Annotated in this window: 22 protein-coding genes; 11 read left to right on the forward strand and 11 right to left on the reverse strand. The window is 68.6% G+C overall.

From position 1 onward, the window contains the following. Window positions 1-23: 23 nt before the first annotated feature. A complete protein-coding gene (locus tag KO481_RS19255; protein ID WP_215918890.1) occupies window positions 24-1145 on the reverse strand; it encodes an MFS transporter in 1122 nt (373 codons plus the stop codon). A 129-nt stretch (window positions 1146-1274) separates the two neighbouring features. On the opposite strand from KO481_RS19255, the gene KO481_RS19260 reads away from it, so the two are divergent. Continuing rightward, a complete protein-coding gene (locus KO481_RS19260) occupies window positions 1275-2165 on the forward strand; it encodes an AraC family transcriptional regulator (protein ID WP_215918576.1) in 891 nt (296 codons plus the stop codon). A 201-nt stretch (window positions 2166-2366) separates the two neighbouring features. Then, window positions 2367-2786: a nitroreductase/quinone reductase family protein gene (locus KO481_RS19265; RefSeq protein WP_215918577.1), complete on the forward strand. Its 420-nt coding sequence runs from the start codon at window positions 2367-2369 to the stop codon at window positions 2784-2786. Between the two features lie 54 nt (window positions 2787-2840). On the opposite strand, the gene KO481_RS19270 is transcribed toward KO481_RS19265, so the two are convergent. Beyond that, on the reverse strand, window positions 2841-3263 hold the full coding sequence (locus tag KO481_RS19270; protein ID WP_215918578.1) for a tautomerase family protein: 423 nt from the start codon (window positions 3261-3263) through the stop codon (window positions 2841-2843). A 49-nt stretch (window positions 3264-3312) separates the two neighbouring features. Beyond that, window positions 3313-4014 (reverse strand): SDR family oxidoreductase, encoded by a 702-nt coding sequence (locus KO481_RS19275; protein WP_215918579.1) that lies wholly within the window; start codon window positions 4012-4014, stop codon window positions 3313-3315. A gap of 149 nt (window positions 4015-4163) precedes the next feature. Between KO481_RS19275 and KO481_RS19280 the strand changes: the two genes are divergently transcribed. Next, window positions 4164-4745 carry a TetR/AcrR family transcriptional regulator gene (locus tag KO481_RS19280; RefSeq protein ID WP_215918580.1) on the forward strand — a complete coding sequence of 194 codons (582 nt, stop codon included), beginning with the start codon at window positions 4164-4166 and terminating at the stop codon, window positions 4743-4745. Between the two features lie 157 nt (window positions 4746-4902). On the opposite strand, the gene KO481_RS19285 is transcribed toward KO481_RS19280, so the two are convergent. Then, on the reverse strand, window positions 4903-5574 hold the full coding sequence (locus tag KO481_RS19285; RefSeq protein WP_215918581.1) for a TetR/AcrR family transcriptional regulator: 672 nt from the start codon (window positions 5572-5574) through the stop codon (window positions 4903-4905). 98 nt (window positions 5575-5672) lie between these two features. Between KO481_RS19285 and KO481_RS19290 the strand changes: the two genes are divergently transcribed. Then, window positions 5673-6377 (forward strand): SDR family NAD(P)-dependent oxidoreductase, encoded by a 705-nt coding sequence (locus KO481_RS19290; RefSeq protein ID WP_215918582.1) that lies wholly within the window; start codon window positions 5673-5675, stop codon window positions 6375-6377. 209 nt (window positions 6378-6586) lie between these two features. Here KO481_RS19290 and KO481_RS19295 read toward each other — a convergent pair whose 3' ends face one another. Continuing rightward, entirely contained in the window at window positions 6587-7879 is a 1293-nt protein-coding gene (locus KO481_RS19295) for an NAD(P)/FAD-dependent oxidoreductase (RefSeq protein WP_215918583.1), read from the reverse strand. 110 nt (window positions 7880-7989) lie between these two features. On the opposite strand from KO481_RS19295, the gene KO481_RS19300 reads away from it, so the two are divergent. Continuing rightward, the gene (locus KO481_RS19300; protein WP_215918584.1) at window positions 7990-8847 is read left to right on the forward strand and encodes a LysR family transcriptional regulator; all 858 of its coding nucleotides are present in this window, start codon (window positions 7990-7992) and stop codon (window positions 8845-8847) included. 114 nt (window positions 8848-8961) lie between these two features. Here KO481_RS19300 and KO481_RS19305 read toward each other — a convergent pair whose 3' ends face one another. The 6 genes from KO481_RS19305 to KO481_RS19330 form a co-directional block, all read right to left on the reverse strand. After that, window positions 8962-9510 carry a GTP-binding protein gene (locus tag KO481_RS19305; protein WP_308166681.1) on the reverse strand — a complete coding sequence of 183 codons (549 nt, stop codon included), beginning with the start codon at window positions 9508-9510 and terminating at the stop codon, window positions 8962-8964. A gap of 46 nt (window positions 9511-9556) precedes the next feature. Continuing rightward, a complete protein-coding gene (locus KO481_RS19310) occupies window positions 9557-9907 on the reverse strand; it encodes a DUF742 domain-containing protein (RefSeq protein ID WP_215918586.1) in 351 nt (116 codons plus the stop codon). A 3-nt stretch (window positions 9908-9910) separates the two neighbouring features. After that, window positions 9911-10318, reverse strand: coding sequence for a roadblock/LC7 domain-containing protein (locus KO481_RS19315; protein ID WP_215918587.1), 408 nt, complete (start codon window positions 10316-10318; stop codon window positions 9911-9913). Further along, complete coding sequence (locus KO481_RS19320; RefSeq protein WP_308166682.1) at window positions 10318-11907, reverse strand: sensor histidine kinase; 1590 nt, start codon at window positions 11905-11907, stop codon at window positions 10318-10320. The genes KO481_RS19315 and KO481_RS19320 overlap by 1 nt, the downstream gene beginning before the upstream one ends. 348 nt (window positions 11908-12255) lie before the next feature. Continuing rightward, a complete protein-coding gene (locus KO481_RS19325; protein ID WP_215918589.1) occupies window positions 12256-13215 on the reverse strand; it encodes an electron transfer flavoprotein subunit alpha/FixB family protein in 960 nt (319 codons plus the stop codon). A 37-nt stretch (window positions 13216-13252) separates the two neighbouring features. Further along, window positions 13253-14038 (reverse strand): electron transfer flavoprotein subunit beta/FixA family protein, encoded by a 786-nt coding sequence (locus KO481_RS19330; RefSeq protein ID WP_215918590.1) that lies wholly within the window; start codon window positions 14036-14038, stop codon window positions 13253-13255. Between the two features lie 188 nt (window positions 14039-14226). Here KO481_RS19330 and KO481_RS19335 point away from each other — a divergent pair, with 188 nt between their 5' ends. The 6 genes from KO481_RS19335 to KO481_RS19360 all read left to right on the forward strand — a co-directional run bounded on the left by KO481_RS19335 (window position 14227) and on the right by KO481_RS19360 (window position 20243). Continuing rightward, the gene (locus tag KO481_RS19335; RefSeq protein ID WP_215918591.1) at window positions 14227-15021 is read left to right on the forward strand and encodes a class I SAM-dependent methyltransferase; all 795 of its coding nucleotides are present in this window, start codon (window positions 14227-14229) and stop codon (window positions 15019-15021) included. A gap of 156 nt (window positions 15022-15177) precedes the next feature. Continuing rightward, the gene (locus KO481_RS19340; RefSeq protein ID WP_215918592.1) at window positions 15178-16740 is read left to right on the forward strand and encodes a 1,4-alpha-glucan branching protein domain-containing protein; all 1563 of its coding nucleotides are present in this window, start codon (window positions 15178-15180) and stop codon (window positions 16738-16740) included. After that, window positions 16737-17996 (forward strand): glycosyltransferase family 4 protein, encoded by a 1260-nt coding sequence (locus tag KO481_RS19345; RefSeq protein ID WP_215918593.1) that lies wholly within the window; start codon window positions 16737-16739, stop codon window positions 17994-17996. Before KO481_RS19340 ends, KO481_RS19345 begins: the two co-directional genes overlap by 4 nt. A 180-nt stretch (window positions 17997-18176) precedes the next feature. After that, complete coding sequence (locus KO481_RS19350; RefSeq protein WP_215918594.1) at window positions 18177-18974, forward strand: AIM24 family protein; 798 nt, start codon at window positions 18177-18179, stop codon at window positions 18972-18974. A 6-nt stretch (window positions 18975-18980) separates the two neighbouring features. Then, the gene (locus KO481_RS19355; protein ID WP_215918595.1) at window positions 18981-19859 is read left to right on the forward strand and encodes an AIM24 family protein; all 879 of its coding nucleotides are present in this window, start codon (window positions 18981-18983) and stop codon (window positions 19857-19859) included. A gap of 42 nt (window positions 19860-19901) precedes the next feature. Beyond that, window positions 19902-20243, forward strand: a complete 342-nt coding sequence (locus tag KO481_RS19360; protein WP_308166683.1) for an ABC transporter permease — start codon at window positions 19902-19904, stop codon at window positions 20241-20243. Window positions 20244-20399 lie beyond the last annotated feature (156 nt).

The raw sequence follows: 20399 nt of genomic DNA on the forward strand, positions 1-20399 counted from the left end.
GGCCGCTGAGTAGCGCATCCCGCCTACCTCGTGTTGCGATCCCCGGCCGGCAGCAGGAACCCGAGCACGATCGCGACGATCGGCACGAAGCAGAGCGTGGTCAGCACCGCCTGCGGTCCGTACCGATCGGCGATCATGCCCAGCACGGGCACGAACAGCCCGCCCGCGCTCACCGCGAGACCCAGGGTGACCCCCGACGCGGTGCCGGGGCGCGACGGCAGATAGTCCTGACCGAGCTTGACCAGCACCGCGAACGGAATGTTCACCGTGACACCGGCGATGGCCGCCGCCGCCAGGGCGAGGTGCGAATCCGGGATCGCGCGCAACGCCACCAGCGCGGGCAGGGCCGCGATACCGCCGATGTGGATCGTGCGCAGCATGCCGAACCGGTCGGCGAGACGGCCGCCGAGCAGCGTGCCGCCGACGCCGCCGACGAGGAAGCAGGTCAGGGCGGCGCCGCCGAGCTCGCGGGACGCGCCCAGATACCTGATCCAATACAGCGCGATGAAGGTGTTCGTGCCGAAGGTGATGATCGAGCGCACGACGGCGAACGCCGTCAGCCCGAGGAACGGCAGCCACCGATCGCGCCCGCCGGCGGCGGCGTAGGTCCGTGCTGCGAGCACATACCGACGCTGATAGCGCCACAGCACGAACCCCATCAGGACCGCCGGCGGTAGGAACAGCGCCGTCGCGCCGACCCCGAGCGACACCAGCGCCGGAGTCGCCAGCGCCGGTGCGAGAAAGAAGCCCACGCTGCCGCCCGCGGCGAACAGGCTCATCCCCGACGCGCTGTCGCCCGCGTCGCGGCGGGCATCGCGGCCCGCCGCCGGATGGAAGGCTGCGACACCGATTCCCGACAGCAGCAACAGGATCCACACGATCGGATAGGCCGGTGCGAGCCCGGACAGCCCGGCGCCGACCCCGGCGAGCGTCAACCCTGCCGGCGCCATCCACAACAGTGCCCGCCGATCGACGGCGATGCCCAGAATCGGTTGCGGCAGTGCGCTTCCCAGCGTGGCTGCGAGCGCGAGCCCGGAGGCGGCGGTATAGGAATAACCACGCTCCAGCACGAAGAACGGCACGCTCGCGGGGACGATGCCCTGATAGAAGTCGTCGACCGCGTGCGCAATCATCCAGTACCGCATGCGTTTCCAGGCGGACGGACGGTCGATCCGGACGGTCGAGATATTGATGGTCACTGCCGCGGCTCCTTTCGTTCCACAGCAGAGCCTAGGAACGGAGCGGGCGACGGGCTTCCGATAATATGCCAGAATATGTCGATAATCAGCCATCGCCCCGCTCGGCCCGCGGTGGCGATGGATCTGCCCGCCGGTTTCCGGTTCGAGCGTCATATGCACGACAACCATCAGCTTGTGTACATGAGCTCGGGCGCGTCCGAGGTGCGGACCGATGCGGGCAGCTGGATCGCCCCGCCCGACCGGGCGATCTGGATACCCGCGGGCTGCCCGCACGCGCACCGCTTCCACGGCCCGACCTCGTTCCACTCCATGGGCTTCGCGACGAATCTGATCCGAGGCCGGACGTCGCCGGTCGTCCTCGCCGTCACGCCTCTGGCCCGCGAGCTGATCATCGCCTGTTCGACCGCCGATCTGCCGGACCCCGCCCACCTGCCCCGTCCGGAGGACCTGCCCGACGGAGGGCACTACTCCGACTCGGCCGAGCCGGCACACACCTCTCCCGCGGACGAGCCGGCCGATGAGCAGCCGGCGCTGCCCGCCCCGGAACTCGCGCGCATGCGCCGCGTTCTGCTCGACCAGTTGCGACGCTGCCCCGAGCAGCCGCTCCGGCGGCCCGTCGCGGTCGATCCGCGCCTGCGTGATGTGTGCGACCTCGTCGAGGCCGACCTGACACAGGTGTGGACGCTGGCCGCGCTCGGTCGCCGCGCCGGCGTCGCCGAACGCACCCTCAGCCGGCTGTTCCGCACCGAGTTCGCGATGACCTATCCGCAGTGGCGTACCCAGCTGCGGCTCTATCACGCCACCCAACTCCTGGCCGAGGGCGCATCGGTGACGACGGTCGCGCACCGGTGCGGCTGGGCGACGCCGAGCGCGTTCATCGATGTGTATCGCCAGGTGCTCGGTGACACCCCCGGCCGTTATCGCGCGGCCGTCGCCCGGCCGCCGCGCGATGCGACGCAGATCTGAAATGGCATCTGCCACGCCGGGTTGCCCTCGGCATGCCAGGTGCGGTGCGGATCCGGGTGCGCCCCCTGGAGCCGGGTCGACGAACGGCCGTCGTGTGTCCTCGGCGTACTCGGGTGCGCGACGGCATCCCGATCACCGGTCGGCTGCCGTGCCGACGGCGAATTCCGGCCAACCGGGCCGGCTATCGGCAAGATGGTCGGTATGACTGACTGGAATGCGAATATCATCAGCGAGTTTCGGGAGAACCAGGGCCGCGTCGGCGGGGGCTTCGAGGGCGCGCCGTTGCTGGTGCTGCATCACCGCGGCCGTAAGAGCGGACGGGACCTCGAGATCCCGTTGGTGTATCTGCCCGATGAGCAGGACGCGGATCTGATCTACATCTTCGCGACCAAGGGCGGCGCACCAACCCATCCGGAGTGGTACCACAACCTCGTCGCGGCCGGGAAGGCGCAAATCGAGCGCGGCACCGAGTCGTATCCGGTGACCGTGGCCGAGGTGACGGGCCCGGATCGCGATCGGATCTACGGCGAGCAGGCGTCCCGTATGGCCAACTTCGCCGAATACGACGAGAAGACCAGGGGAATTCGCACGATCCCGGTCGTGGCGCTGCGCCGCGCGTAGTCCGGCGCGAGGCCGCCGCCTCGGCGCATCCGATGCCCCGAGTGCGGCGGCCGATCAATAGGGCAACGGCGAATTGGCCGCGACCCAGGCCTTTTCGGCGTCGGTGCCGGTCCCGGGCGGCCACAGCCCCTCGATCATCCACAGGTCGCGCGGGGTCTCGTCGACATGGAATTCCCAGTGCAGACCGCGATCTCGCGTGTAGGGGAGCAGGATCGCATTGAGGCGCTCGGCCATCCGGATGCGCTGCTGATCATCGTCGAGATGACGCGCGATGTGGGCGACGTCGATGCGCACGGTGTCGCCCGTGGGCTTGCCGCCGACATAGAAATTCGACGGGGTGATCTCGTGGAACAGGACGACGACGTAGAACTCCGGAAGGCCCACTCTCGAGTAGATGCGGGTGATGTCGGCGGCGAAATCCTGCTTGTCCTGCTCGGAATATACCCCGGCCGGGTGATGGATATTCCACAGCGGCATGACGAATCCTCTTGTCTCGGTGTCTGTTTCGGTGGATGAATGGGCTGCGTCAGCGGCCGATCGAGAGGGCGAGGTTCTCCACCGGCCCCGACAGGGCAGCCTTCACCCGCCTGGTCAGCTCGTCGACCAGGACCTCGTTCTCGCCCTTCTCCAATCCATCGGCCACCGCCTCGGCGACCGCCCGCGGGCTGATCTTGTCCGCGGTCAGGTTCTTGACCATGTCGGTGTCGGCGAAGCCCAGATGCACGCCCATCACCTGCGTTCCCTGCCCGGCCAGCTCGATGCGCAGGGAGTTGGTCAGCGACCAGATCGCGGCCTTGGACGCCCCGTAGGCGGCGGACCCGGCGCCCCACGACAGCACCGAATGGATATCGACCAGCGCGCCACCGCCGTTGGCGCCGAGGATCGGCGCGAATGCCTGCGCGATGCGCAGCGGTCCGAAGACGTTGGTGTCGAACGTCGCTACGACGTCGGCGATATCGGCGCTCAGTAGCGGCGCCGGGCGCAGCAGGCCCGCGTTGTTGACGACGATGTTCACATCGGTCGCGCGCGCGGCGACGGTGGCGACCGAATCGGGGTCGGTGACCTCGAGGGGCAGTGGCACGATGCGCGCGTCATCGCTGTCGGCGGGCCGTCGCGCGGTGGCGTAGACCTTCGTCGCGCCACGCCGCAGCAGTTCCTCGACGAATGCGCGGCCCAGGCCGCGCTGTCCGCCCGTGACGAGCGCGGTGGCGCCTTCGATGCTGGTCATCCTGAGTCCTTTCGATGTGATCGGGCGCTCGCGGCGACGCGGATTCGGCCCGATCCGGCGATGTGCGTACCCTCTACTCAAATAGATTATTGCCATCATCTATTCCGATGCGCAAGACTGGAGACAGAGAGCCGAGGAAAGGGGACCACATGCCGCGATCGTCCCGAGCGCAGGCGGAAGTACATCGCAAGGAGGTCCTGGACGCGGCCTCGGCGCTGGTCCGGCGCGAGGGCGTCGGCGGCGTCACCGTGCCCGAGGTGATGGCCGCGGCCGGGCTCACCCACGGTGGGTTCTACCGGCACTTCAAGTCCAAGGAAGATCTTGTGGCGCAGGCATGTTCGGCGGCCAACGCGGAGAAGGAACGCGAACGCGAGCAGATCCGCGCGGCCGGTCCGGACGAACCCGCCGCGCGCCGCGTATTCATCGAGCGATACCTGTCCACCCCGCATCGCGACACCCCGGGGCAGGGCTGTGGGATCGCCGCGCTGGCGGGGGATGTCGCGCGTGCCGAGCCCGGCAGCCCGCTGCGCGAGGCCTACCTCGACGGCGTGCACGGAATCCTGGACGACCTGGCCAAGTTCGACGAAAATCGTTCCGGCGGTGCCGATCGCGACCATCTCGTCGAGCTCGCCGTGCTCGCGGGCGCGTTGATGTTGTCCCGGGCGACCGCGGACGATGAGCTGTCCGAACGAATCCTGGCCGCCGCCAAGGACTTCCTCATCGACGGCTGAGTATCGACTCGACCCGCCGCGGCGGATTCAGCCAGATGTTCGCCCGCGGGCCTCGGCCTTCGCGCGACCTTGCTCCGTGATCGGATATGCCGTGCTCGATGCCCCGCTGACTTCCGCGACCCGATCCGTCAGGCGCCACTGTGGCGCCGGTGACGGATCAGTGCCCCGATCGCATTGCCGCACCTAATGTTTCGTCGTCGATAGCCGGCCCGGACAGGGGATGGGCGGCGCCGCTGCGAAGCCCGTCGAGCAGCACGCCCATGTGCCGCCGCCAGGCCTCGGGTGCGCGCTCGCGGGCTCCGTCGGTCGCGCGCACGACCGACCACAGCAGCAGTCCGATATCGGTCACGTCCACATCGTCGCGCAGCGCGCCGGATGCCTGCGCCCGCGCGATCACCTCGCGAAACAGCCTGTGCCCGCGCATCTTCGTGATCTCGAGGGGGCTCTCGGGCGGCAGCGAGCGCACGCAGAGGTCGGTGAATCCGCGATCGACCGCCTGCCATTGGGCCAGGGCCGTCAGGTGATCGACCAGACCCGTCCACGGGTCGGGGGCCGCGAGCGCGGCCTCGGCGCTGCGCGCCGACCGTTCGACCCGCTCGAGCATCGCCTCGCCGATCAACGCGTCGCGGGTGGGGAAGTGGTTGTAGAGCGTTCCGATGCTGACCCCGGCATCGCGCGCGATCGCGTTCAGGGAGGCGTCCAGGCCCTCGGCGGTGAATCGGGCCCGGGCGGCGGCGATGACCTTCTCCCGGTTGTCGCGGGCGTCCCGGCGGCGCGGCCGCGCGCTGCCCGGGACCGCGTTCGTCGCCGTTCCGACCGCCTCGACCATGCCTCCAGCCTAACAACTTGAACGCCCCCTCGATTTCGCGCTAAGTTGAGAGGGTGCTCAAATTGAGTACCCTCTCAACTTCGTGAAAGGACATCCCCATGGCTCATCTCGCAGTCTTCGGCGCCGGTCCCGCTCTCGGCCTGTCGGCCGCGCGTCGCTTCGGCCGCGCCGGATACTCGGTCACGCTCATCGCCCGCAACCCAGACAGGCTCGAGCAGATGCGCGCCGTCCTGGCGGCCGACGGCGTCGAGGCCGATGTGCAGGTGGCCGATCTGGCCGACGACCCGCAGGTTGATGTCGCGCTGAAGGATTTGCGGGCGCACCACGGCATTCCGGATGTCGTGCTGTACAGCCCGTCCGGTCTCGATCGGCTTCCGGTGGATGCGCTCGCCCTGGACGCGGACACCCTGCGGGCCTGGCTGCCTACGAACCTGACGACCCCGGTCCGGATCATGCACGCCCTGCTGCCGGGCATGATCGAGCGCGGATCCGGCGCGATCCTCGTTGCGCAGGGCAGTTCGGTGCTGCACCCGCGGACGATGCTGGCCAGCGTGAGCGTGCCCCAGTCCGGCCTGCTCAACTACCTCTACTCGGTGGACCAACAGGTGCGCCCGCGGGGCGTGCGCGTGGGTAGTCTGCTGATCGGCAGGCTCATCGAGACCAGTGCGGCCGAGCAGGCATTCGACACCCGTCACTTCGACTCGGTGGACGCGGGCGAGTTCGAGCGGGTCCACCCGGACGCGCTTGCGCAGGATCTGTTCGAGATGGCGACGACGGACGCGGAGGTGGCACGCGAGGCATGAGCATACGGCGCCCGGCCGCGCATCGAGCGCGGCCGAGTATCGCGGCACGCGCCGGATTGTGGTGCGGCGCAGGCGGAGTCGTGGCTGCGCGCCAATGCCGAGCGTGCGGTGTCACGAGGCGACCGTGCGGCCCTTCCTGGTGCGCGACGAGGCCGTCCGGGGATACGACACTGCCCTCCGGTGGGTACCGGAGGGCAGGATGCGCGGAGCTATGCCGCTCGGCGTTCCTCGGTGATCGCCTCGGCCGCGGTCTTCTCGACCTCGGCGAATCCCGGGCGCCCGGTGCCGATGAAGGCGACCAGCCACGACATCACCGCGATGAACCGGTTGCGGAAGCCGACCAGGTAGAACAGGTGCACGGCCAGCCAGGTCGCCCACGCGATCAGGCCGGTGAACTTGATCTTGTCGTTGACCTTGGTGACGGCGCTGAAGCGGCTGATCACCGCCATCGAGCCCTTGTCCCAGTAGACGAACGGGGTGCCGGGCTGCTTCTTGCGGCGGATGATGTCCGCGACGTGGCGGCCCTCCTGCATCGCGGTCGGCGACTGGCCCGGGTAACCGTTGAGCGAGGTCATATCGCCGATGGCGTAGATATCGGCACGCCCGCCCACGGTGCAGTCCTGGTTGATGAGCAGCCGCCCGGCGCGGTCGGTCTCGCAGCCGGTGGCCTCGGCCAGCAGCGCGGCGAATCCGCCGGCCGCAACGCCCGCCGACCACACCACGGTCTCCGCCGCGATGCCCCGCTCGACGCCGTCCTTCGACTTGACGGTCACCTTGCCCTCGTCGATATCGGTGACGAAGGTGTCCAGCAGGACCTCAACCCCGCTGCCGCTCAACGATTCCCGCGCGTACTCCGACAGGGTGCCGCCGAACGGGGGCAGCACCGCGCCCGCGCCCTCGACGAGCGTGACCGAGATCTCCTGGTGGTAGTGCCGCTTGGCGAGCTCCTTCAGCTGACCGGCGACCTCGACGCCGGTCGGCCCGGCCCCGACGACCACAAAGCTCAGCAGCCGCTCCCGGGTGGTCTTGTCTGCTCCCGCGGCCTCGGCGAAGACGCGCTCGATCTGCGCGCGCAGCCGCGTGGCGTCGTCGATGGTCTTGAGCGAGAAGGTCTTCTCGGCGAAATCGTCACGGCCGAAATACGACTGGTTGGCGCCGGTGGCCGCGATCAGCGAGCCGTACCGGATCTGCTTCTGGCCCTCGGCCGTGTCGTAGGTGAGTACCGCGGCATCGGCGTCGACACCGACGACCTTGCCCAGGCGCACGTCCGCGCCCTTGTGGCGGCGCAGCACCTGCGCGATCGGCGGGGCAATGTCTGTGGCGGGGAGCACACCGGTCGCAACCTGGTACAGCAGCGGCTGGAAGAGGTGTTCGGGCGTACTCGAGATGAGGACGTAACCAACCCCCGACTTGCTCAACTGCTTCGCGGCGGCGAGCCCGCCGAAGCCCGATCCGACAATGACAACCTCTGCGGCTTCGATTCCCGCGTCCACGTTCTGCATGACATCCTCCTTCTGTCATTAGTAAACGCGATTCGGAAGCAGACTGTTTCACGGGTCAGGCGCATAATTTAGATGACTCTTATCTGGATCCCTCATGAATGGAGATCGTGATGGAACTGCGGCAGCTCTCGTACTTCGTCGCGGTGTGCGAGGAGTTGAGCTTCAGCCGGGCCGCCTCGCGGTGCTTCATATCGCAATCGGCTATCAGTCATCAGATCGCCAGACTCGAACATGATCTTGGTGTGCAGCTCTTCGAACGCTCGACGCGCTCGGTCGTCCCGACCGACGCAACCGCTCGGCTACTTCCCCTTGCGAAACAGATGCTAAGCCTCGAATCCGCCATTCGCGCAGCTGTGCGGGCATCCGGGCCGAGGATTCGCCTGGCCGCGAACATGTCCTTCGCAACAAGATCGCTGTCGGCCATCGCCGGCGCGAGGGAGGCGCATCCGGGTGCGGAGATCGAGTTCGTGATCAAACCGTTCCGCCAGCGCATCGCGGCGGTCGCGGACGGCGATTGTGATCTTGCTCTCATCCGCGGCAGCGTCGATCAGCCCGGTCTGACGGTCGAAGAACTGTGGGTGGAGGACCTCGTGCTGGCCGCCTCGACGACCCATCCGCTCGCCGGACGCGAGGACGTCACACTCACTCAGTTGGGTAGCTATCCGCTTCTGCTGCCCCCGGAACAGGAACAGGTGTTGCTTCACACGGTCGTCCGCGCCGCATTCGCGGACCTACCGATCCGTCCCACCTTCGGCCCGCCGATCCCGCCGGACCACACCGCCACCATGGAACTGATCAACCGCCCGGACGCCTGGACCATCCTGTACGCGAACAGTCCCCTGGAGGGGCTCGCGCGGCTCAACCTCGCGGGGCGTCCGCTGCGCATCCCGGTGTCCTCCGTCGTGCGCAGCGACGTGCGACTCTCGCCGATCTTGGTCACGCTGCTGGCGGCGCTGCACAGCTCCTGACCGCGCAGTCGGCCGGGCATGCCCGTGGCCGGGACCCGAGTGCCCGTCGCCCCGGCCGGAACATGGCGGGACGACGGGCACTCGAATGCCGGGACGACGGCGGGGGAGCGGTGCTCAGCCCTGCGACTGGCGGTGAAACAGATACTCCACCAAGGTGATCAGCGATCGCAGGCAGGTGCCCCGGTCCCGCGCGTCCAACGCGGTGAGCGGCGTGCTCGGCTCCAGATCCAGTGCATCGCGGATCTCGGTGAGCGGATAGCGCTCCGAACCCTCGAATTCATTGACCGCCACCGAATACGGCACCCCGCGCTCCTCGAGCACGGCCAGCACCTCGTCGGCCTTGTCGATGCGCCGGGTGTCTACCAGGACCAGCGCCCCTAGTGCGCCGCGCGACAGTTCCTCCCACAGCGGGACGAACCGGCGCTGTCCGGGGGTGCCGAACAGATACAGCGCCAGTTGCGGATTCAGCGTAATACGGCCGAAATCCATTGCGACGGTGGTGGTCACCTTGCCCGGTAGGCCCGCCATATCGTCGATGCCGACGCTGGCCTCGGTGATCGTCTCCTCCGTGCGCAGGGGTTTGATCTCGGACACGCTGCCCACAAAGGTGGTTTTGCCAACCCCGAAGTTACCGGCCACCAAGAGCTTGACCGACCGGGTCACTGTCTCGGGAACGTAGTCAACAGGGCGATTGGACTGCAGCGCAGGCTCAGACGGCGAGAGCGCGGAGCCCATTGAGTACCTCCTCGAGCAAAGCAAGCTCCGGCACGGCCGGAGCCGGGGCCGGTGTGGAAAGGTGGCCGCTGTCCAACAGGTCGGCGGCCAGGATCTTGATCACCGAGGGTGGCAGATCCAGATAGGCGGCGATCTCGGCGAGGGAGAGCACCCGGCTGCGGCTGCAGACTCCGAGTACCCGGCGCGCGTCGGGACTCGAGCCGGGTGACGGATCCTGCGCCGCCACAACGAGTGTCACCAAATCCAGCTCGCGACTGGGCCGCGATCGACCGCCGGTGCGGACATAGGACCGCACCAGATCGGGGTCGCGCCGGTGCCGACTCATCGCTTAGTGCTGGCGCGGTAGGCTACCGAGCTCGCGGCCGACCCGGCCGGCGAGCTCGTTCATCCGATGGGCAACCAGGCTGACATCGACCTCGGTGGTGGTGGAGACGCCGATGAGGGCGCCTTCGCCGGCCGCGGTGATGAAGATCATGCCGTCGTTGTACTCGGTCATGTTCTGCCGCACCGAATTCGCGGAGCCGCAGAACTCGCCCAGGGCCTTGCCTAGTGACCGTAGTCCGGAGGACGCGGCGGCGAAGCGTTCCGCGTCGTCCAGGGTGATCGCACCGACGTGCGCGATGCGCAGGCCGTCCTCGGACAGCAGGACCGCAAAGCGGACGCCGGGAACGTTGAGGTCCTCGAGCATCCAGGCCAGTTTGTTGCCGTCGGTGACGGCTGTACCAGGTGTGCCCATCAGGATGTCATCCCTTCGGTGTGTTCGTCGTAAGCGGCGCGGCCGCTCTGGGAACCGCGGTGCCACGCGTCGGCGATCTCAGGGTGTGGCAGTGCGGCGGAATCGGACTCGGGTCCGGCGGATAGGCGAGAGACGCTGGATACCGAGACAGTTCTGCGGCGTCGGCGCGGTAACCCGCCGGGGGTTATGTCGGAAACGGTCGAGGTGGTCATCGGCTCCTGCTTGATGACCGGTTCGTTCTCCTGGAACGGCACCGAGTCCAGGCCTGGCTCCGAATCGCGGGTAGATGACGAATCATGGACGGACACCGGCTCCAGCATAGGCACAGGCTCGCGAATCGGCTCGGGCTGCGGCATCGGTGCGGGGGTGATCGGCTGGGGCGCAACCGGTTCCACGGGTGCCACGGCGGATACGGTGGGCATCATCGGAGCCACGGACGGCACCGCCGTCGGGGGTGAAACCGCGGGGGCGATCGAGTCGGCGGACGGGCGCTCGGTCAGCAGCGACTCGGGCACGAACACCATCGCGCGCATGCCGCCGTAGGCGTTGGGCCCGTCGACGTAGACGCTGAATCCGTACCGTCGCGCCAGGGCCGCCACGCCGGGCAGTCCGACGCGGGGCGCGGGGCCGAGCTGGTGGATATCGATGGCGCGCTCGCCGGCCAGTACCTGGCGGGCCTCCTCCATCTGCTCCGCGTTCATCCGGACGCCCGCGTCGTCGATGATCACGGTGACGCCGTGGTGCCCCTCCTGAAAACCGATGTCCACGAAGGAGGTCGGGGGGGAGTAGCGCAGCCCGTTGTCCAGCAGCGTGGCCAGGGTGTGAACCAGCGGCTCGACCGCACGGCTGATGACGGTCCGCTCCAGCTGACCGGACCGCACGCGGGTGTAGTCACGCACACGGCCGATGGCGCCGCCGACGATATCGGTCAGCGACTGCTGGGGCCAGCGCCGGCCGGGCAGACCGCCACAGACGATGACGTAGGACTGCGCCTGACGAATCATCTGCTGCACGTTGTGGTCGATGATGGTGAGCGTCTCGTAGACATCGTCGCTGCGGTGCCGGCGCAGTGCCTCGCTGAGCACCTGGCCGACGTCGGCGCCCAGGCTCACGACCGAAGTGCCGAAGGAGCGCACGGCGGCACTGGTCACCTCCTGCGAGGTGGACTGCACATCCGAGCGCGCCTTATCCACCTCGGCCCGGGCGGCCTCGACCTCGGCGCGACCGGCGGCCTCGGCCCGCGAAACCGCCTGCTGGGTCTCGTAATCGGCCTCACGCCGGACCCGCTCCCGGGTCTCGGCCTGCATCGCGCGCAGATCGCCGATGTACCGCTCGGCCAGCCCGCGCAGCAGCCGCGGGAAGCGCTCCGCCCCGGCGGGCAGATCCACCTGGGCCTCCGCGTGCCGCCCCGCCTCGGCGGCGAAATTCATTGTGCTGGTAACGAAGTATTCGAGCTCGTCCTCGCGGGAGCGTAACTCGCGGGCGGCGGCTTCTGCCCGGGCGTGTTGCTGCGCAGCATAGAACGCCGCGTACACCGCCGCCACGACGGCGACGAGGAGTACTCCGGCGAGGGTCCACGAAATCGTCACGGCAGTAGATTGATTCATCAGTTCCCCAGTCGCCGGGTGCCCGGCCGCCTCGCCTTCCTGAACTTGTCGGCCGCGTTCACCGCGGCCCCGGACCACTCAATGCTCTTGTTCCGAAGGGCCACTGATGCCGTGCGCCCACCGGGAAGATCTAGAAATACCGACGGGCCAAGTGAATCCACGACCGACACCCACTGGAAATAGGACATCGATCGCTCCGTGGCCCGACGAGGGCCAACATTAGCAGCCTTTCGGGTCGGTAGCGACCGAACCGTTATAAACTCGACCCGCCGAAAACGCCAGTGGCCCCGGCTGTTTCCAGCCGGGGCCACGATAGGTGCTGCTCGCGAGCTAGCCCTTGTGCGCTTTGACCGCTTCGGTCAGCTGCGGGGCGACATTGAACAGGTCGCCGACAATGCCGTAGTCGCTGATCTCGAAGATCGGCGCCTCTTCGTCCTTGTTGACCGCCACGATGGTCTTGGAGGTCTGCATGCCGGCACGGTGCTGGATGGCGCCGGAGATGCCGAGGGCGACGTACAGCTGCGGGGAGACCGTCTTACCGGTCTGGCCGACCTGGAACTGACCCGGGTAGTAACCGGAATCCACCGCCGCGCGCGATGCGCCGACCGCGGCACCGAGCGCGTCGGCCAGCGGCTCGACCACCTTGTGGAAGTTGTCCTCGCTGCCGACGCCGCGGCCGCCGGAGACCACGATCGCGGCCTCGGTGAGCTCGGGGCGATCGCCGCCGACCACGGGCTCGCGAGAGATCACCTTGGTGACGCCCTCCTCCTGCGCGGGGACCTCGACGGTCACCTTCTCGCCCGCGGCCTGCTGCGGAGCGGCCTCGATGGCGCCCGGACGTACCGAGATGACCGGGACGTCGCCGGTGGCCTTGGCGTCCACGGTGAACGCGCCGCCGAAGATGGAGTGGGTGACCGAGCCGTCGGCCTTGACGTCGATGACGTCGACCAGCAGGCCGGAGCCGATGCGGGCGGCGAGGCGGCCCGACACCTCCTTGCCCTCGGCCGAGGCGGCGACCAGCACGGCGGCGGGGGCGGCCGATTCGGTCAGGCCTGCCAGCACGTCGACCTTCGGGGTGACCAGGAAGCCGTCGACGTCGTCGGACTCGGCGACGTAGATCTTCTCGGCGCCGGCCGCGGCCAGCGCGTCGGCGAGCTTGTCACCGGTGCCGGCGGGGCCGAGCACGACCGCGGCCGGGGTGCCCAGCGTGCGGGCGGCGGTGAGAAGTTCGGTGCTGACCTTCTTGACCGCACCGTCGGCGTGCTCCACGAGCACAAGTACTTCTGCCATTGTCTTTATCTCCTGGGGGTTGCTCGAGGGGCGGGAATCAGATGATCTTCTGGCCGACCAGGTAGGCGGAGATCTGGTTGCCGCCCTCGCCCTCGTCGACGATCTTCTCGCCCGCCGTGCGCGCCGGCTTCGGGGTGACGCCGGAGACGGCGGAGCCCGCGTTCGCGACGCCGACCGTGTCGGGATCCACGCCCAGGTCGGCCAGGGTGAAGGTCTGCACTTCCTTCTTCTTGGCGGCCATGATGCCCTTGAAGGAGGGGAAGCGCGGTTCGTTGATCTTCTCGGTGACCGAGACGATGGCCGGCAGTGTGGCCTCGAGCTTGAACACGCCCTCGTCGGTCTCCCGCTCGCCGGTGATCCGCTCGCCGTCCACGGTCAGCTTGCGCAGATGCGTGAGCTGGGGCAGGCCCAGGTACTCGGCGATGATCGCGGGCACGGCGCCGCCGCGGCCGTCGGTGGCCTCGTTGCCGGCGATGACCAGCTCGATGCCCTCGATCTGGCCGAGCGCGGCCGCGAGCACGTAGGAGGTCTGGACGGCGTCGGAGCCGTGGATCGCATCATCCTTGATGTGGATGGCCTTGTCGGCGCCCATGGACAGGGCCTTGCGGATGGCCTCGGTGGCACGGTCGGGGCCCATGGTGAGCACGGTCACCTCGCCGCCTTGCGCCTCCTTGATCAGCAGGGCCTCTTCGACGGCGCGCTCGTTGATCTCGTCCAGGATGGCGTCGGCGGCCTCCCGGTCGAGGGTGTAGTCACCATCGGTCAGCTTGCGCTCGGACCAGGTGTCGGGAACCTGCTTGATCAGTACGACGATGTTCGGCATTGGTCTTCGTCGACCTCCTGTTCTGGTGGCACGTGAAGTGGGGTCGCACGGGTGTCGTACGTCCACAAAGTAGCTCAGCTCGGGACATTACCCTACGTTAAGTTACCCATGGGTAACTTAGGATGTGATGTTCTGCATCGCCACCTCCGGGCGTCGGTGTGATACGGGCAACCACTAACGTCGGGTGAATGAGTGAGGCCGTTTCCTCCCAGTCCGATGCCCTCGATCCGCTGCCGCTGACCGGCGAGCGGACGGTGCCCGGCATCCCGGAGGAGAACTACTGGTTCCGTCGCCACGAGATCGCCTATGCGCGACTGCTCTCGCGCTGCGCGGGTCGCACGGTGCTGGAGGCTGGATCGGGAGAGGGCTACGGCGCCAACATGATCAGCGGTGTCGCGGCCCGGGTGATCGGGCTGGACTACGACGCGAGCGCCGTCGAACACGTGCGCGCCGCGTATCCGGGCGTGGAGATGCTCCAGGGGAACCTGGCCGAGCTTCCGCTCGAGGACGGCTCGGTGGATGTCGTGGTGAACTTCCAGGTCATCGAACATCTCTGGGACCAGGCGCAATTCCTGCGCGAATGCCTGCGGGTGCTGGCGCCGGGCGGCGAGCTGCTGATCAGCACGCCGAACCGGATCACGTTCTCGCCGGGCCGCGATACGCCCCTGAACCCCTTCCACACCCGCGAGCTCAACGCCGCGGAGCTGTCGGAGCTGTTGGTGCAGGCGGGATTCCGGGTCGAGGTGATGACCGGCGTGCATCACGGGCCGGAAGTGGTTGCGCTGGACCGCAAGTGGGGCGGATCGATCATCGACGCCCAGATCGAGCGCGCGCTGGCGGGCGAGCCGTGGCCCGCCGACCTGGCCGCGGACGTCGCGGCGGTGCGCACCGAGGACTTCGAGCTGGACCTCGCGCCCACCGACGGCTGGGATCCCCGCATCGATGCGAGCCTGGACCTGGTGGCGATCGCGGTGAAGCCGTGAGCGGAGCGCAGCGGAGCGAACCATCAGGCCAGCGCGCCACGCGCACGACGGAGCCGAGCGCCAGCGAGGTGGAGTCGTGAGCGGAGCGCAGCGGAGCGAACCATCGACACAGCGGGCGTCGCGCACGACGGAGCCGAGCGCCAGCGAGGCGGAGTCGTGAGTGAGGAAGTACCGGGCCGGTTCACGCTGGTCCTGCATTCGCATCTGCCATGGCTGGCCCATCACGGCCGGTGGCCGGTGGGTGAGGAATGGTTGTACCAATCCTGGGCCGCCTCCTACATTCCCGTCGCGCGGGTGCTGAAAACCCTTGCCGCCGAGGGTCGTTCGCGGCTGCTGAGCTTCGGGATCACCCCGGTGCTGGCCGCCCAGCTGGACGACCCGCACTGCCTGTCGGGGATGCATCACTGGCTCGGCAACTGGCAGCTGCGCGCGGACGAGGCCGCGATGGCGGGCAATCTCGCGCTCGGACGCCGCGAGCACGCCCTGGCCGCGGAGGCGCTGGCCGACTTCGAGGAGCGATGGCGGCACGGCGGGTCGCCGGTGTGGCGCGAGCTGATCGACGCGGGGACGATCGAACTGCTCGGCGGGCCGCTCGCGCACCCGTTCCAGCCGCTGCTGGATCCGCGCCTGCGTGCCTTCGAGCTCACCGAGGGGCTGGCCGATGCCCGGCATCGCTGGGGCCACACCCCCTCGGGCATCTGGGCGCCCGAATGCGGGTTCACCCCGGGCATGGAACGAGGCTATGCCGCGGCGGGTGTGACGCATTTCATGGTCGACGGGCCCGCGCTGCGCGGCGACACCACGCTCGGGCGACCCGTGCACGAGTCGGATGTGGTCGCGTTCGGGCGGGATCTGCAGGTCAGTTACCGGGTGTGGTCGCCCAAGTCGGGGTATCCCGGGCACGGCGCCTATCGCGACTTCCATCATTACGATCACGCCACCGGGCTCAAGCCGTACCGCGTCACGGGCAAGAAGGTCGAGGGGCAGGACAAGGCGCCCTACGACGCGGAACTCGCCGCGGCGGCGGTGCGACGCGACGTCGCGGACTTCGTGGAGACGGTGCGCGAGCGGCTGCTGTCCGAATCCGCCCGGATCGGGCGTCCGGCGCTGGTGGTGGCCGCCTTCGACACCGAACTGTTCGGGCACTGGTGGCACGAGGGCCCGCAGTGGCTCGAACAGGTGCTGCGGGCGTTGCCCGAGGCTGGGGTCACGGTCGGCACGCTCGCCGACGCCCGCGCCGATGGCTATGTGGGGGAACCGGTTCCGCTGGACGACTCGTCGTGGGGCTCGGGTAAGGACTGGCGGGTGTGGGCCGGGGAGCAGGTGCGGGATCTGGTCGAGCTGAACGCGGAGATCGTGCAGTTCACCCTGGACACGCTGGACAAGCACCGCGCGGAGGCGCCCCCACGCACCGCGGAGGTGCGGGATCCGGTCGCGGATCAACTGCTGCGCGAGGCCATCCTGGCGGTCTCCAGCGACTGGGCATTCATGGTCAGCAAGGATTCCGCGGCCGGATACGCGCGCGACCGCGCCCACCAGCACGCGCACGCGGTGCGCGAGATCGCGGCGATGTTGGCGTCCGGTCAGCTAGCCAAAGCACGGCAGTTGGCGGCAGGATGGAGCGCGGCCGACGGGCTGTTCCCGGCGCTGGATGCGCGGCGACTGGGCGTGGGCTCCCCGGACCCGGTAATGCCAATGGAAAACAGGTACCCCGCATGAAGATCTTGATGGTGTCGTGGGAGTACCCGCCGGTCGTGGTCGGCGGGCTGGGCCGGCACGTGCATCACCTGGCCACCGAGCTGGCCGCCGCGGGGAACGAGGTCGTCGTGCTGGCGCGACGCCCGATGGGCACCGATGCCTCCAGCCATCCCACGTACTCCTATATCGAGGACCGGGTGCTGGTCGTCGCGGTGGCCGAGGATCCGCCCGCCTTCGACTTCGGCGAGGATATGCTCGCCTGGACCCTGGCGATGGGCCATGCGATGGTGCGCGCGGGCGTGGCGCTGAGCAAGCCCGGCATCGCCGAGGGCTGGGCCCCCGATGTGGTGCACGCCCACGACTGGCTGGTCGCGCATCCGGCGATCGCGCTGGCCGAATACTTCGACGTGCCACTGGTATCCACCATCCACGCCACCGAAGCCGGGCGGCACAGCGGCTGGGTGTCGGGCCGGGTCAACAAGCAGGTGCATTCGGTCGAGTGGTGGCTGGCCAACGAATCCGACGCGCTGATCACCTGCTCGGCCTCGATGCAGGACGAGGTGGAGCGGCTCTACGGCCCCGAGCGGGTGCCGATCCGGGTGATCCGCAACGGAATCGACGTGGCCGCTTGGTCCTTTCGCACCCGCGCGCCGCGCACGGGTCCGCCGCGGCTGCTGTATGTCGGGCGGCTGGAATACGAGAAGGGCGTGCAGGACGCGATCGCGGCGCTGCCGCGGATCCGCCGCGCGCATCCGGGCGCGACGCTGACGGTCGCGGGCGTGGGCACCCAATTCGATTGGCTGCGTGAGCGGGCCCGCACGCACCGGGTGGCGCGGGCGGTGAATTTCGTCGGGCGCCTGGATCACGACGAGCTGCTGGGCTGGTTGCACGGGGCGGATGCCATCGTGCTGCCCAGCCGCTACGAGCCGTTCGGCATCGTGGCGCTGGAGGCGGCCGCGGCGGGAATTCCGCTGGTGACCTCCAGCGCGGGCGGACTGGGCGAGCTGGTGGTGGACGGGGTCACCGGCGCGTCCTTCGAGCCGGCCGATGTCAACGGGCTGGTCGAGGCCGTCTGCGCGGTGCTGGACGATCCGGCCGCGGCGCAGGATCGGGCGTATTCCGCGCGAGAGCGGTTGACGGCCGATTTTGCCTGGGATGTGGTCGCGGCCGAGACAATTCAGGTGTACCAGGCCGCCAAGCGCCGCGTCCGGACGCCGCTGGGCCGTCCCGTTGTCGTGGAACGCCCACTGCCGGAACGGGATCCGAACTCCGACTGAATTCGTCCTCGTCCCGGCGCGCTGTCGGCCGGGATGCCGCGGTGGCTTCCGGCCGAGAGCACACCGCAATGACCGCGTACCCGGAATTCGGTTTCGGACCGATCGCTCACGGGTGTTACCTTCTACTCGATTTCGACATGAGCCGGTCGCGGGCCGGTTGCGCGTGGGGAGGATTCGGCAGTGGACAAGCTGCAGTGCGACTGGTGTGGGGTGCAGACGCCGCCCGGCACCGGCCGGACCTGCCCCAGTTGCGGTGCGCCGCTGGACGAGGCGAACAAGGTCAGCGATTCGGGCTGGCGGGAGGCGCCGCGGCTGCGGGACATGACCGAATTCCGGTTCGGCAACAGCACCTGCCAGGTCGAGGGCGAGCTGGTGCCGGTGGCCGAGATCGCGCTGGGCCCAGGCGATCAGGTGTACTACGAGCATCACGTGATGCTGTGGAAGGACGAGCAGGTCCCGATCTTCGCGCTCAACACCGGCGGCGGCATGAAGCGCTCGCTGGCCGGGATGCCGCACGTGATCACCGTGTCCCAGGGGCCGGGCCGGGTGGCGTTCTCCCGGGATTCGCCGGGCGAGCTGGTGGTGCTGCCGATGCATCCGGGTATGGAACTGGACGTGCGTGAGCACGCCTTCCTGCTGGCGTCCGGGAGCATCAACTATTCCTTCGTGCGCATCAAGGGCCTGGCCAACGTCCTGCACGGCGGCAACGGCATGTACATGGACCGCTTCATCACCCAGGGGTATCCCGGGCTGCTGATGCTGCACGGCTACGGCAACGTCTTCGAGCGGATGCTGCGGCCGGGGGAGAAGATCCTGGTCGAGCCGGGCGGATTCCTCTACAAGGACGCCACCGTGCAGATGCAGGCGGTGCCGCAGAACATCAAGGTGGGGCTGTTCGGCCGGTTGTATCTGGCCGAGATGACGGGCCCCGGCCGCGTCGGCATCCAGTCGATGTACGTGCACCACCGGTCCGGGTAGGCCGCGATGAATGCCTACACCTGCCTGTTCTGCCGTCAGCCCAGCGATCCCAACGCCCGCACCTGCCCCAATTGTGGTGCGCCGGTGGATATCCGGGCCGCCGTCAGTGCCTCGGGCTGGACCAAGCAGCCCGCGATCCGGGACATGGCCCGGATCCAGTTCGGCCAATCCCGCTGTCAGATCGAGGGAACTCTGCTCCCGGCCGCGGATTTCGCCCTCGCACAGGGTGATTGGATCTACTTTTCGCACCATCACCTGCTGTGGGCCGATCCGAGCGCACAGCTGGACAGGATGAGCCTCAAGGGCGCGTGGAAGCGGATGATGGGCGGGTTGCCGCTGGTCATGATGACCGGCCGCGGGCCCGGGCACATCGCGCTGGCCGGCACCCACGCCGGGGACATCGTCGTGCTGCCGCTGGCGCACAATCAGCGAATGTGGGTGCACGAGCACCGATTCCTGGGGGCCAGCGGCAATATCTCCTACGACTGGGCCAACAACAACGTCTGGTTCGTCACCGGTTCCGGCGACGACCGCAAGACGCACTATCCGCTGGGCATGTTCGGCGACATCTTCACCGCGCAGGGCGGCCCGGGGCTGTTGCTCCTGCACTCGCCGGGCAACACCTTCATTCGCGACCTGGCTCCGGGGCAGAGCCTGCTGGTCAAGCCGTCGGCGCTGTTGTACCGCGATCTGTCGGTGACCGCGCACCTGCACCTGGAATATCCGCACACCCGCGGCCTGGGATGGTGGCGCAGCTTCAGCTATCGGAGCATCTGGCTGCGGCTGGTCGGGCCGGGGCGCGTCGCCGTGCAGTCGGTGTACGTGCCGGAGGAGGAGTCCGAGGCGATCCGCTCGCATTCGCAGGCGACCGTGCGCCGCTGGTGAATCTCGCGGCTGTGCCTATGGCGGCGCTTCTGAGGGCCCTGCGTGGTTACGCAAGCTGCCTCCTCCGGGCCCGCAGTCGCCGTCGCGGCGGTGGCATTCTCGCTGCGGCCCAACATCATCGGGCTGTTCGCCTCGGTGCTCAACAGCCTGTCCGTGCCGATCATGCTGCTGTCGGGCATCCTGCTGCCGATGAGCCTGGCGCCGCACTGGCTGCGGATCATCGCCGACATCAACCCGTTCAAACATACGGTGGAGGCGGCGCGGGCGATGTTCCGCGGCGATTTCGGCGCCTCGGAGGTGTACCTCGGCACCGGGCTCACCGTCGGGGTCTCGCTGGCGCTCGTCGTGGTCGGCGCGCGCAGTTTCGCGCGGGAGAACGCCTGAGCGACAGCGGGGTTGGAGCCGCACGCCCCGGGATGTCCCGGGAAAGCGTCGGCAAGGGCCGTCGACGGCGTCCGCGGCATCGTCGAGTATCTTGCACACTCCGCCGGGTGCGGCGATCACGAGGTCACGATCGGGGATAGGGACGGGTGTGAAGAT

It is taken from the genome of Nocardia albiluteola (assembly GCF_018860155.1).
In the GTDB taxonomy this organism is placed as follows: domain Bacteria; phylum Actinomycetota; class Actinomycetes; order Mycobacteriales; family Mycobacteriaceae; genus Nocardia; species Nocardia albiluteola.